The sequence below is a fragment of the Ruegeria jejuensis genome, assembly GCF_041537905.1.
Classification (GTDB): Bacteria; Pseudomonadota; Alphaproteobacteria; order Rhodobacterales; family Rhodobacteraceae; genus Ruegeria_C.
Map to the genome: position 1 here is coordinate 54,492 of NZ_JBGRUO010000020.1, position 14,066 is coordinate 68,557.

At 61.6% G+C, this 14,066-nt stretch carries 8 protein-coding genes; 3 read left to right on the forward strand and 5 right to left on the reverse strand.

Annotated features, from left to right (window positions below):
• Window positions 1-11: 11 nt before the first annotated feature.
• From AB1E34_RS19735 to AB1E34_RS19750, 4 genes are all read right to left on the reverse strand, one after another.
• The gene (locus AB1E34_RS19735; protein ID WP_372574032.1) at window positions 12-1,247 is read right to left on the reverse strand and encodes a calcium-binding protein; all 1,236 of its coding nucleotides are present in this window, start codon (window positions 1,245-1,247) and stop codon (window positions 12-14) included.
• A 242-nt stretch (window positions 1,248-1,489) separates the two neighbouring features.
• Window positions 1,490-2,677, reverse strand: a complete 1,188-nt coding sequence (locus tag AB1E34_RS19740) for a CAP domain-containing protein (protein WP_372574033.1) — start codon at window positions 2,675-2,677, stop codon at window positions 1,490-1,492.
• A 198-nt stretch (window positions 2,678-2,875) separates the two neighbouring features.
• Window positions 2,876-4,051: a nucleotide sugar dehydrogenase gene (locus AB1E34_RS19745; RefSeq protein WP_372574034.1), complete on the reverse strand. Its 1,176-nt coding sequence runs from the start codon at window positions 4,049-4,051 to the stop codon at window positions 2,876-2,878.
• A 142-nt stretch (window positions 4,052-4,193) separates the two neighbouring features.
• Entirely contained in the window at window positions 4,194-5,522 is a 1,329-nt protein-coding gene (locus AB1E34_RS19750; protein WP_372574035.1) for a capsule assembly Wzi family protein, read from the reverse strand.
• Window positions 5,523-5,902: 380 nt separating this feature from the next.
• On the opposite strand from AB1E34_RS19750, the gene AB1E34_RS19755 reads away from it, so the two are divergent.
• Window positions 5,903-6,946, forward strand: coding sequence for a helix-turn-helix transcriptional regulator (locus AB1E34_RS19755; protein WP_372574036.1), 1,044 nt, complete (start codon window positions 5,903-5,905; stop codon window positions 6,944-6,946).
• Between the two features lie 11 nt (window positions 6,947-6,957).
• On the opposite strand, the gene AB1E34_RS19760 is transcribed toward AB1E34_RS19755, so the two are convergent.
• Window positions 6,958-9,603, reverse strand: coding sequence for a Mur ligase family protein (locus AB1E34_RS19760; protein ID WP_372574037.1), 2,646 nt, complete (start codon window positions 9,601-9,603; stop codon window positions 6,958-6,960).
• Between the two features lie 137 nt (window positions 9,604-9,740).
• Between AB1E34_RS19760 and AB1E34_RS19765 the strand changes: the two genes are divergently transcribed.
• A complete protein-coding gene (locus AB1E34_RS19765) occupies window positions 9,741-9,980 on the forward strand; it encodes a hypothetical protein (RefSeq protein WP_372574038.1) in 240 nt (79 codons plus the stop codon).
• Between the two features lie 245 nt (window positions 9,981-10,225).
• Complete coding sequence (locus AB1E34_RS19770) at window positions 10,226-13,675, forward strand: SdrD B-like domain-containing protein (RefSeq protein ID WP_372574039.1); 3,450 nt, start codon at window positions 10,226-10,228, stop codon at window positions 13,673-13,675.
• The last annotated feature ends 391 nt before the right edge of the window (window positions 13,676-14,066 follow it).

Here is a 14,066-nt window from a genome sequence, read left to right on the forward strand (position 1 = left end):
GTGCTGGCCGATCAGCCGACGCCGGCCTCGCCGGACAGCGAATCCTCGCCCTCCCAGCCGACTAGCCGGTCGTGGTCTGCGCCGCCCAACAGGGTGTCGTTGCCATTGCCGCCAAAGAGCGCGTCCTCGCCACCCTGGCCCAGCAGGGTGTCGTCGCCGTTTCCACCTTTGAGAAGGTCGCTGCCGTCGCCGCCGTCGGCCCGATCCGCACCTTCGCCGCCGATCAGGGTATCATCGCCCCCCTCTCCCCAGAGCGTATCATTGCCGGCCTCGCCGGACAGGGAATCCTCGCCCTCCCAGCCGACTAGCCGGTCGTGGTCTGCGCCGCCCAACAGGGTGTCGTTGCCATTGCCGCCAAAGAGCGTGTCCTCGCCACCCTGGCCCAGCAGGGTGTCGTCGCCGTTTCCGCCTTTGAGCGTGTCCTGGCTGTCACCACCTTCCAGCCTGTCATTTCCAGCGTTGCCTTCGAGCTGATCGCGCTGGCCGGTGCCCAGCAGAGTGTCTGCCCCGGCGGTGCCGGTGAACCGCGTTTGCGAGACCAGATCGCCAATGTCAAAAGTTCCGTCCGTCAGGTGGATACGTTCGATATCCCGGAGCGTGTCAGTGCCCTGTGAGGACCGGATGGTGAATGTGTTGTTAAACTGGGTGACCGTGACATTTGCGCGCGACAGGCCATCGTAATGCGCCGTGTCGATACCCGGGCCGCCGCCCAGGGCGTCACTTCCGGCACCGCCATTCAGCGTGTCGTTGCCGCTGCCGCCGAACAGCGTGTCATTGCCCGCATTGCCCCGGATCAGGTCATTGCCTCCATACCCGCTGATCATGTCATCGGAGGCGGACATCTCGAACGTGTCATTGCCGGACAGGGCGTTGGCGATGACGGCCCTGTCGTCAGTCAAGGATGTCGTCAGGGCGGCCCGATAGACGTCCGCGGCATCCAGGCTGACACCGGTCAGAAACCAGTCATCATAAAGCTGGCCCTGGAAGAGGATCAACTCACCGATGAAGTTAATCTCGCCGCTGTCGGCCAGGGTGCGGGAGCCATCCAACCCGATGTTCGAGCCGGCAAACACGACGGCTCTGGGGAAATCGCCGGCATATTCGACAAGCAGCAGGTCGTCGTAAGTCACGCCTTGGAACTCAAAATCCGAATTTTCCGCAAAGAGCGTATCCGTATGATCCCGGATTAGGGTGTTCAGATCGAAGTTATTAATGTCGAACGCAAAATAGGCCGTAAGCTGGGCCATGAACTCTGTCTCCTGCTAATATACAATCCCCGGTGGATTCGAATGGAAGCCATATGTGTCTATCGTGGCAAAATCAGGGATTTTAAAGTCTGTTTTGACGTCAATTGCGCAGGAGTGGCGTATTTGCCGAAAAAAATGGCCCGGACGCGGAATCCGGGCTGTTGCTGGTATCATCGCCAATGCCCTGGCGCAGGCTCGGGGCATTGGCGGTCAGGAATGTGCCGGGTCTGTCCCGCGCTGCGTCAGAAGATGAAGTCTCCGGCATCCAGCGACCCTTCGGCCACGCCCACGAGCGTCATCGTGTTGCCCAGCCCGTCGCTGATCACTGCCCTGCTACCGCCCGACAGGTGATTGGCCTGCAGGTCGGCGAAGCCGGTGATCGAACCCACGCCGCTCAGGTCGATCCGGTCGCCAGCCCCGAAGCCGATCACCTGATCGGCTCCGCCCGAGAAGACCAGAACATCCGCATCCGCGCCGCCGCGCAGCGTGTCGTTGCCCGCGCCGCCGAACAGGGTGTCGCTGTCGGCACCGCCATAGAGCAGGTCGTTGCCATTGCCACCCTTGAGGTTGTCGCGGCCATCGCTGCCGCCCAGCGTATCATTGCCGCCGCCACCAAAGATCGTGTCATTTCCACCATGTGCCCAGAGCGCATCGGCACCGTTGCCGCCGCTGATCATGTCATTGCCGCTGCCGCCGCGGATTACGTCTCTGCCGTTGCCGCCGCCGAGCTGGTCGTCGCTGCCGCCGCCCTCAAGCTTGTCGTTGCCGTCCCCGCCCCAAAGCGTGTCGCGGCCATCGCCACCCTCCAGAGAGTCGTTTCCAGTCTTGCCGTTCAGCGTATCGTTGCCGCCCTGGCCGACCAGACGGTCGTTACCAGCGCTGCCGGTGAGGGTGTTTGCGCCGCCATTGCCATAGAGTACCAGATCCTGCGGCGGTTGGGGGTCGCCGCCACCGCCGCCACTGCCGCCGCCATTATCGATCTGCAGTGGCGCGCCGGTGCGGGCGAAGTTTTGGGTGACCATCACCGCGTCCCAGCCGTTGTAATTGCCGCGTTCGATGCCGATACCGATCACTTCGAAATTCGGGTTCAGGATGTTGGCGCGATGGCCCGGGCTGTTCATCAGCCCCTCATGCAGGTCGGCGACGTCATCTGCGATGCCGGTGGCGCCGCGCTCGCTCTGCCAGGCGATGTTTTCGCCCCAGGTCCAGCTGCCGGAGAACTGAAAGCCCGCATCCCGCATCCGGTCGCCGGGGCTGGAGCCGTCCTGTCCGGTATGCGAGAAGAAATCCTGCTCCAGCATGTCTTCGCTGTAATCTTCTGCTGAATCGTTCAGACGCAGCTCCAGTTGCAGCGGATCGACGCCCGCCCTTGCGCGTTCCTGGTTGATCAGATCCAGCATCAACCGTTCGAATGAATCTGCCTGTGACATTTCAGTGCTCCTCTGCCTGCCGGGGGGATGGCACGGGCCACCCGGCCGGCGCAATCGGGCCGGAATTTGCGGGAAATATCCCGCTCATATCGGGCGTGGGCTTGGCAGGAATTTGCCGCAAATGCGGCCTTTCCGCCTGGCGGCAGAGGATTGCGCACAGAGGTTGGGAAAAACGGCCGGAACGCGCCGGGGTCCGGTTCAGTCGGCGCTGAACAGATCGCGGGTAAAGACCTTCTGCACCACATTGGTCAGTTCCGGTGCGTGGCGGTTGGCGATGATCAGGTCGGCCTCTGCCTTGAAGTGATTGAGGTCGCGGATGACGGTCGAGCCGAAGAAGTCGCGCTCTTTCAGCGCCGGTTCATAGACGATGACTTCGATCCCCTTGGCCTTGATCCGTTTCATGATCCCCTGCACCGAGCTTTGCCGGAAATTGTCCGAGCCGGTCTTCATCACCAGCCGGTAGATGCCGACCGTGCTTGGTGCGCGGGCGATGATCTGGTCGGCGATGAAATCCTTGCGGGTACGATTGGCGGCGACGATGGCCTGCATCAGGTTTTGCGGCACATTGGCGTAATTGGCCAGCAACTGCTTGCTGTCCTTGGGCAGGCAATAGCCGCCATAACCGAAGGAGGGGTTGTTGTAATGGGTGCCGATGCGCGGATCCAGCCCGACCCCCTCGATGATCTGGCGCGGGTCCAGGTCATGGGCCAACGCATAGCTGTCAAGCTCGTTGAAATAGGCCACCCGCATGGCGAGATAGGTATTGGCGAACAGCTTGACCGCCTCGGCCTCGGACGGCCCGGTGAGCAGGATCGGCACGTTCTCATCCAGCGCGCAATCGGCCAGAAGATCGGCAAAGCGCTGACCCCGCGCCGAGGGTTCACCCACCACGATGCGCGACGGGTGCAGGTTGTCATAAAGCGCGCGGCCCTCGCGCAGAAACTCGGGGCTGAACAGAATCCGGTCGCTGCCCAGCCGTTCGCTCAGATCGCGGGTGAAGCCCACGGGAATGGTCGACTTGATCACGATCACCGCATCCGAATTCAGCTCAAGCGCCTGTTCGATCACCGTCTCGACCGTGGACGTGTCGAAGAAATTGGTGGTCGGGTCGTAATTGGTCGGGGTCGCCACGATGATGTAATCGGCCCCCTCAAAGGCTTCGGCCGGGTCGGTGGTGGCGCGCAGGTCCAGCTCTTCCTCGGCCAGGTATTGTTCCAGCTCCGGGTCGATGATCGGGTTCTGGCGGGCATTGAGCATCGCCACCCGCTCGGTGCTGACATCCAGCGCCGTGACACTGTGTTTGCGCGACAGCAAAACCGCGTTTGACAGCCCGACATAGCCGATTCCAACAACGGCAATCTTTGACTTACCCATAACTAACTACCCCTCACACACTTCTGGCACTCTCTTGCGGGAAGTCAAAGCACAGACCGGCCCCGTCAACAAGAAGCATCGCCCTTTCGCGCAGGCACTGTTGCAGCCTGTTCCACGGCGGGGCAGGGGCGGGGTCTCTGTTTCAGAATGCGACTGAAAGCCCGAGCCCGGCGCGCAGCCCTTCCTTCATATCGGCCGTGTCCAGATCAAAGCCCTGATAGGCGATGATCCCGTCCACCCGCAGCCGATCGAATTGCTTGCCGATCCCGATCGTGGCCAGCGTACCGCTCTGGCGGTCGCTGCTGAGCCGGTGATCGGGGTCGGAATCGGCGTTGACCAGGTAATGCCCGACACTCCAGTTGAGATCGAAATCGGCAAAGTCGTGGCTGACATAAAGGTTGGTGGACTGGCCTTCGGTATCAACTGCCGCGCCCAGCACCACGCCCTTGTTGGCGTAGGAATAGATATTGTTGTTATAGGCCGAATTCGGCCCGCAGAACCCCGAACTGGAGGTATCGGTGCGGGTGTCCACGGTCTCCAGCGTGGCGATGGTGGGCACGCCGAAAAGCTGCGTGCTCAGCTCGGCACCGGCCATGTAGAAGGTGCAGGAAGGCAGCCCGCCCGACTCGTCCTCGCCCGCGATCTGGCCATAAAAGCGCAGATTGCTGTCCTGGATATCGAACCCGTAGGACAGGCCCAGCCCGGCCAGCTGGTTGGCATCCGACGAGGGTCCCGAATTGGTATTGCCGATCAGCACGTCCCAGAAGGTGCCGAGGCTGCGCGAAAACCCTTCGCCACCCCATTGCGCGGTGCGGATGATCTCGATCTCCAGCCCTTTCACCGGCCGGATGGCCAGGCGCATCCCCATGAACAGCGCATCATCGGGCTGCCCGGAATCATCGGTGGTGCCGACAAGGAACTCACCATCCCAGGGTCCCAGCCATTTCAGCACCGGCACGTCAAAGGCGGTGGGGGTGGTCTTGGCGATCGAAACCGCATGCATCGCGGGCGCATTGCGCGACAGGAACAGCGAACTGTAGCGCGACGGCCCCCAGTTGCGCAGCTTCTTGGCGACCCCGATCTCGGCCGTGTCCTGGGCAAAGCTGTAGGCCAGTTCATAGCGCGGGATGGTGCTGTCGCGGCCATGCTGCAGATGCGCGGCGGTGATGTCGAAATGGAGCTGCCCAAAATCACGCTGATAGCGGATCGCGGCGGAATTGAAGGCCAGATCGCCATAGCGTTCGCTCAACCCGATGAAAGGATCGGTGATGGCGCCGCCGTAAAAGCTCAGCCCCGGCCCCTCTGGCCCCATTTCCTGCTGTGCGTGCGCCGGGTTCGGGGCGGCCCCCAGAACCGCCAGCGCCGCAGCGGCCCCCGCCAGCCAGCGGCGAGCCTGCCCGGTCTGTAAAAGGGACGGGGCGGTGGCGCTTTTGCTGCGCGACCGGGTGCTCAACACGCACGGCGTCATCATGGAATATGGCCTGTTTAGGTTGCTGCCTAGGGTTATGGAATCGTTAGATCATAGCCATCACAGAGAATCAATTCGGCGTGGGATCAGGGTCGGTTCGGGGCGGTAAAAGGCGAATAATCGCTAAAGTGGTTAGGGGTTCGAAAGTACAACCTGTAAATCAAAACAGTCATAGGAATTTCCCGCCCATTATCCACGTATTGGAAATTATGGCACAAGTTCCACTTTGAGAGAGAACCACTTGCTTGTTCGGTTCTCGGCTCCTTGTTAGGCTCGTTGGACGTTTTTAAGACAAGTTTTTTGTAGTGTGATTGGTTTAGGGGTGCTGGGGGGACATGTGTGCGGTTCATACCGATTTGGGAAGAGATGACTGTCGTGTAAAAATGGCGGAGCGGCTGGCCTGTACCGCCAATGTCAGCGCGGCGTGTCTGGGGATAGTGGACCTGTCCAGCCAGCATCTGGTGGATGTCTGGGTCGGGCGGGGAAAGGCCGGTTCGGATCTGCTTCTGAGCGATACGGCGGATCTGGTTTCTGATAAAGTGAAGACATTCCTGTCCCAACGGCAGGCTCGCCCCGCGAATACGCGCGCGCGCGCGCTCAGGGCTGCAAAGGGCGACAGCGAAACCTGGCTGCGCTCGCACCGCTATCTGATCGGCATTGGCGCGCAGGTGGGGAATTTTGCGCCAATGGCCGCCTTCGTGAATGGTGCGATCGGCTCGGCGAGCCGACCCGAATTGCAGCATCTGGCGCGGATTGGGCTGACCTATGCTGAGCAATTGCGCAATGAGCGGGCCGAGGTCGAAGCGGCAGGCGGCCTGAACGGCCTGCAAACCCAGATTCCCGACATCATCCTGGGCAGCCTGTCCTTCGGGGTTGCCGTGTCGGATGCCAGTGGTGGTCTGCGCTACATGACCAGCCTGGCCAAGACATGGCTGGATGAGAATGACGAGCTGCATGTGGCGCATGACCGGCTGGCCGGTGGTTTGCCACAGAACCAGAAAGCGCTACAGGCTGCTTTGAGCGCGGCGACCGGGACACCGGGACAGGTCTCGGTGGTGCAACTGGGCGGTGCGGAAAACCTGCCCAAGACGGTCATCGTGATGCCGGTCAGCCAGTCGCCCGGCCTGGCGCTGGTCGTATTCGGCCATACCCAGGGGGACCGGGCGTTGCGCGATCTGATGCTTGAGACGATGGGGCTGACGGTGGCCGAGCGGCAATTGGCCAAACAGCTTCTGGCGGGCAAATCCCTGGCGGCGGCGGCTGAGGAAAACAACCTCACGATCTCTACCGCGCGCAGCTATCTGAAACGGATCTTCGCCAAGACCGGCAGCCACCGGCAGAGCCAGTTCATCACGCTCTATCACCAGCTGATGCCACCGCTGCGGGTCGCAACGCAGCCCCGGTCCGGTCCCGAGCGGCAACAGTGATCCTGCCGGGCTCAGCCCTTGGTGCCATGGCGTTTCCGTAGCCGATCCACATGACCAAAGGCGTCCTGCGGCGCCATCATCAGCACCACCAGATCGTCGGGCCGGGCCGCGTGCATTACCTGTTCGACCAGCGCGTCGCTATCCGGCCCGGTCAGGATCTGGCCATCTGACGCGCCCCGCGCAATCAGCGTGTCCCGTGACAGCTGCCGCATCTCCTCTTCCGGGTCATCGCCGGTGAAATAGCCGTATTTGCGGATCACCCTGAGATCGGGCAGCAGGGCGATCCGGTCAAAACTCTTCAGCAGGTGCGCGGCGTTGCTCTCAAGCTTATGGGGCCCGCTATTGCCGAGAATTTGCAGCGCCAGCAGCCGCCGACCCATCACCGGCAAGGCCCGCACCACCCGGCAGAGCTCGGCAACGGCGGTGTCATTATGGGCATAGTCGATCAGCACCGGGCAGGCGAAGCCGTCGATCATGTTGTAGCGGCCCGGGCTCTTCTCGCGCGTGTTGGCAAAGCTTGCCAGCGCCGTGCGGATCGCGTCGGCAGGCACGCTCTGCGCATCTGCCAGGGCAATGGCAAACATGGCATTCATCACGTTGAAGTGCAGCAACCCGCCCATCGAGGCCGGGATGTCCGCCACGTTCATCACCGGGACATGATGCGTTCCGCGCGCGATCACGATCCAGTCCGCATCGTCTCGCGCCGCGACAAAGACGCCATCGCCGCCGCCCTCCAGATGGGCGGCCAGCGCCGGGGTGGTGGCCGTCATCGCCACCAGGATGCGGCGCGGCGCGGTGGTGGTCTCAAGGGCCTGCAGGCAGAGCGGGTCCTCGGCATTGACCACCACCGCCGTGCCTGCGTGTCGCAGGACGCTGGATTTCAGCCGCGCCATCTCTTCCAGCGTGTCGATCCCGTTCTGGCCCAGATGGTCGTTCTGCACATTCAGTAGCGCCGCCACATCATAGCGATCACAGGCCTGACCGAACCGGATCAGCCCCAGTCGCGGCATCTCCAGCACCGCCGCTTCAACCGCCGGATCGCCCAACAGCAGCTCGGCCCCCGGCAACCCGCTGAAGTTCTGGGCGTCCACCTTGTCCTCGCCGATCCAGGTGCCCACGGTGGTGCAGACCCCGGCGGTCTTTCCGGCTTTCTGCCAGATATGGTGCAGCATCATGGCGGTGGTGCTTTTGCCATTGGTGCCGGTGATGGCGGCGGTCGGGATGCGGGCGGGCTGACCGGCAAAAAGCGCGTCCAGCACCTCGCCATTGATGTCGCGCTCCGGCGCGCTCAGCCAATGCGGTCGAAACCCCGGCTGCCCGTTCACCTCGCAGATCGCGCCGCCGCCCTCACGGTAGCTGACCGAGATATCGCGGCAGAGGAAATCCACCCCGGCAATATCCAGCCCCACCAGCCGCACCGCACGGATCGCTGCGCCCCGGTTGTCGGGATGCACAATGTCCGTCACATCCACGGCAGTGCCGCCGGTGCTGACATTGGCGGTGCGGCGCAGCGGCACGAAGCGGCCCGCTTCGGGGATGCTGTCGGGGGTTAGCTCGGCCTCTTTCAGGCAAGCGAGCGCCTCGTCATCGCGGCGGATCTCGATCAGCAGGCTGCGCGGGTCGCTGCCGCGCTGCGGGTCGGCATTGACCTGATCGAGCAGCGCGTCCACGGTCTGCTTCCCGTCCCCGGTGATGCCGCCGGGGATGCGCCGGGCCGCCATCATCATCCGCCCGTTCACCACCAGCAGCCGATGATCATCGCCGGGCACAAACGCCTCGACCAGAACGCCGCGATCCTGCAGATTGTTGGCGGCGTAAAAGGCCCCGACAAGCGCCTCTTCCGAGGTAATCCCCACGTGCACGCCGCGCCCCTGATCCAGCGCCACCGGCTTCAGCACCACCGGCCAACCAAGCTCGGCTGCGGCGACGCGGGCCTCATCGGGCGTGCGCACAAAGCGTTGTTCGGGCACCGGCAGGGCGGCCTGTTTCAGGCGTTGAAGGCTGAAATACTTGTCGCGGGCCAGTTTTTCGGCCAGCGATCCGGTGCGGTCGGTGAAACTGCTGCGCAGCTGCCGTGCCCGCGCGCCCCAGCCGATCCGCAACGTCTGCTGATTCAGCACCGTCACCGGCATGTCGCGCGCCATGGCCGCCTGGGCGAACCGCATCGAATTGGGTGCCAGCCCGCCGCGCCGTTCCTGCTCCAGAAACCGGTCCAGCCGCCGGGACATCTCGATCTCGTCGGCCTCTGGTGTCAGCAAGGCGATCATCAGATCAGTGGCGTTGCGGAACAGCTGCTGGCGCCGCCAGGGCAGGGCGAGACGGATCCGGTCGGGATGTGCGTCCAGCACCTGACCCTTGTGGACCGGCATCCGCGCCCAGAGTTGCAGCAGCACGATCAGGGCCGCCGCCATATCGGCCAGCCTTGAACTGCCGCGCCCGCCGACCAGCAGCCCGGACATCCAGTCCCTGTCTCGCGCAAAATCGGCCGCCTCTTGCGGCGAAAGCGTCATCAACCCGTTCGGTTGGTCCAGCCGCGCCAGAACCTGATCGGGCAAGGGATCTGTCACCTCCAGATCGAGCAGGGCCGTCCGACCAGTGATCTCATGCTTGCTGCCGTGAAAGAACTGCAGTGACCGGACCTGAAGACATGCCTGCATGTGTCTGCTTTCGGTTACGGGGGGCGAGACGCATAATCAGGTTATTTTCCAAGACGTGTTGCATCAACGTCAAACCATCGCAGGCTTCAACCGGTGCCCGTTTTGCGCATACGGTTTGATGGCCCGCAGCCGGTCACATGAACGGCGACAGGCTTTTGACGGCGATCACGCTGCTTTCAGGGCATGAATTTTGTTGTGGCCCTCATATTCAGAATCCAAAAATTGCCGGGAAACGGTACTTGGGATCTTTCGCGATTGTTTCCGTGGTAGCGCAAACTTGGACGGGTTGCGGTTCGGGCATATTAAATTTGGGCGAAAATTTGGCGAAAATATTGACGAGACGTGTCACTCCATTCATTAATATCGATGTTGCCTGAAGCAAGGGGTTGTAACTCAGGCGGAATAGTTGGGGGATCAAGATAGTATCTGTGAGTGACGGGTGAATTTCACCTATCGTTAAGAGTGTTGAGTGTGCTGGTTGAAAAATTTTAAGGCTTTCGACTGCCGTATTTTGTCTCATGCAGTCTTCATACAGATTGTTTTGATGTCTCCCCGGACACGGAATCCGCCAATCGCGGGTGACGTTTTGTATTTGGTAATGCTCACCTAGGGGGAAGCAACAGTGACTAATAATTATCAGGAATACGAGTGGACCGCTATCACTGAGGCCGATCTTCTGGATCAAGGCGGGAACGGTTCAAGCATCGGATGTGGCGATACGTTTACCATGCCCGGAAGTGCGACCGTCTGCATGTCCACCAAGGACAACGACTATTCTCTGTCAGGTGACACCTGCCGGAACGAAAATGCCAATGACTGGAGCGGACAGCAGGCCTATATCGACGGTGAGGCCGTTGGCGGTCAGATGTATGCCGAAAGCTATCATGTGCTGAAAGGGTCGGACGGTCAGACCTATTACATGATCGAGATCGAGATCGAAGGGCATAACGCACCCGGGGCCGGCGAAGACTATTTCACATTCTATGGTGACGTGCCTCCGGCTGGAACCGAACTGACCGTGGTCAACACGTGCAATGTCAAAGGCAACTGGGTTGATTACAAATGCCTGGGCGCCGGGGACAAGATCGAAACCGGTTCGATTTCGGGGACCGTTTTCTGTGACGAGGATTGTGACGGGATCAATGGTGAAATCACGGTCATCCCGGGGTGCGACTATACGATCGAAGCCGAGGACATGTACAGCAGCGGGTTCAAGGTCGTTGAAGGGGCGCAGGCCTCGGGCGGCGAGCTTGTCAAGCTCTACTGCCCCGGCGATTACGCGGCACTTTGCACCACCTTTGACGGGAAATCCGGTGTCTATGATGTGAAAATCCGCGTGCAGGATGAGAATGATGGCCAGAGTATCATCAAGCTGAAAATCGGCGGAGAGACCGTTGAGGCGATCCGCCTGGACGGCGATAGCGATGGGGCCGGATCGAATGATGGTGGCTTCTCGACCTATGTCATCAAGGATGTCCCGATCGAGTCTGGCCAGGATCTGACGCTCAAGGTGCGTGGCGATGGCGGTGAATATGTCCGCATCGACAATATCGTCCTCGAAGGTCAGGACACCCAGGAGGTCGTGTCTGAGCCGACCAAGGCCGGTGTCACTATCAAGCTGGTTGATCTGGACGGGAATGTTGTTGCCACAACCGAAACCGATGCGGATGGCAATTACCGGTTCGATGACGTTCTGGTCGGCGATTACAAGATCATGGGCGTTGCGCCGGACGGTACCGAATTCACCATTCAGGATGCAGGCTCCGACGACACGATCGACTCCGATGTTGATGGGACTGGCATGTCGGATGTCATCACCGTGACCGCTGACAGCGAAAGTGATGTCGATCTGGGCCTCTGCGTGAAGCCGGATCCGGGCTCGCTGTCGGGCCGCTATTTCTGCGATACCGACGATGACAGCCTTGACAACAACAATGGTGATGAGCCCGGCATTGGCGGGGTCCTGGTCACTCTGCTGGACGAAAATGGCGATCCGGTCGTGGATGCGGGGGGCAACCCTGTCACGCAGGTGACTGCGGCGGACGGCAGCTATCAGTTCACCGATCTTGAGCCGGGTATCTATGGCGTGAAATTCGAGGATCCGGACGGGGTTCTGGACGGCAAGGAACTGGTGGCCGCGAATGTCGGAGCGGACGACACGCTGGACAGCGACGCGATCGGCGACACCACCATGTCGGTCATTGAAAATATCGAGGTTGTTGCCAATGCCGATACCGGCGACAACGATGCCGGTGTGCGCAACTCTGACCCGGGGACGGCTGAGCTTGGTGATACGGTTTGGCTGGATGTCTTTGGGGACGGCATCCTTAATGACGAGGCGTTCGATCCGTTCTTCTCGGGCCGCGAGCAGGGGGTGCAGGGCGTGACCGTGCATCTGCTGGCACCCGATGGCACGATCCTGGATCAGCAGGTCACCGATGCAGATGGCAAATACCTGTTCACCGGCCTGAAGGCGGGCGACTACAAGGTCGGCTTCATTCTGCCGGCCGGCTTTGCCTTTACGGCGGCCAATCAGGGGGCGGACGACGCCCGCGATTCCGATGCGGTCACCATGCCCGGTGACCCGGATTATGCGATGACCCAGGTGGTCTCGCTGGCCGAAGGCGAATCCAACCTGACGCTGGATGCCGGTCTGCTGCGCTGCGGCCTCATCGAAGGTACCAGCCAGGCCGACGAGAACTCGCCCGTTGGTGGTTTTGATCTGCTGGTGGGCTGCGAGACCAATGACACGATCATCGGGTTCTCGGGCGAGGACACGCTGATCGGCAATGGTGGCGATGATGTCCTGAACGGGGACAGCTATGACGATCTGCTGGAAGGCGGCGAGGGCAACGACGATCTGAATGGCGGCTCCGAAAACGACATCCTCATTGGCGGTGCCGGAAATGACGACCTCAATGGTGACGGCGAGGTCGACACCGCGGTCTTTGGTGGCAACTATGCCGATGCAACGATCGAGATCGTGGATCTGTTCACCGGCGAACTGACGGTCACCTCCGTCGATGGTGTGGACCGGGTGCGCAATGTCGAGTTCCTGCAATTCGACGATGCCACGGTTGCGGTCGAGGCGCTCCTGCCCGGCGGTACCAGCGATGCGGTTGCCGCACCGGTGCCCGGCGGGTCGGTCAATGTCGACGTTCTGGCCAATGACATCGAACTCAGCGAAGGCACGCTGTCGGTGGCACAGGTCAATGACGGTGCCTTCGGCTCCGTCGTCATCGAAGCGGACGGCACCGTGACCTATAGCGCCGGTGCGGAGTTCGGCGGTTATGATGTGTTCAGCTATACCGTGACCAATGGTGTCGGCTTCGTCAGAACCGTCGAGGTCCAGGTCGGCGACGTGCCGACGCTTGATCCCGCTGATCCCGGTGTGACGGTTCTGGTCGAGGCGCCGGGTGACAATGGCGTCACCTTTGACGGGACCGGTGGCGATGACAACATCCTCGGCACACGCGGCGAGGATGTGATCAATGGCCTGGGCGGCAACGATGTCATCGATGGCGGTCGTGGCGACGACAATCTGCGCGGCGCGGCGGGCTTCGACACGCTGCTCGGTGGGGAAGGCGACGACACCATCAATGCGGACGGTCAGGGTGACCTCGCCCTGGGCGGCATCGGTGACGATGCCCTGGCTGGCCAGGGTGGCGATGACATCCTGTTCGGTGGCCTCGGCAATGACTTCGTCCGCGGGTTGCAGGGCTCGGACTTCGTGTCGGGCGGGGCTGGTGATGATCGCTTCCAAAGCCCCAATAGCGGCGCGGATACGATCCTCGGTGGTTCCGGTTCGGATGAGTTCGTCTGGGCCGAGGCGACCGATGCTGGTGAGCGTGACTTCCTTGACGGGGAAAGCGGTATCGACACGCTTGAGATTTCGCTGAACGGCGCTGATGCGCTTGCGGTTCAGGCCGAGATCGATGTCTATCTGGCGATGGTCGATGCCAATGCTCCGGCGCCGGGCAGCATCAATGATGGCAGCGTGCTGACCGATACGTTCAGCTTCACAACCATCGATCTGGACATCCGCAATATCGAGGATGTGCAACTGATCTGATCTGGAGGGCCCTTCCAGGGCCTGCTATCCGAACGCAAACAAAACATGCCCAGCCGCTCCGGCTGGGCATGTTTTTTGTCGTGGTTCCGTCAGGGGAAACCGGTCGGAAGCGGGCAACCGAGAACGCCATTCATCGGCAGGAAGATCCAGTGGATGCGTAAGGGAGAGACGGAGACCTGACAGCACATTGACCTGTGTGCAGGGGCTGCAACATGACATGGGCAGGTGTGCCTGCTGGTGAGGCTCACAAGCGGCGAGCCAGACCGCTAAACCCTCTCTGGCTGCACTGAGGTGCGAACACGCGGTGCCGGCTGTTCCCAGTCTGTGGTCAAATGTTCTTAGTCTGTCGTCAAAAGGGTTTTGGGAGCGGAGGCGGCCCTGATGCAACGCC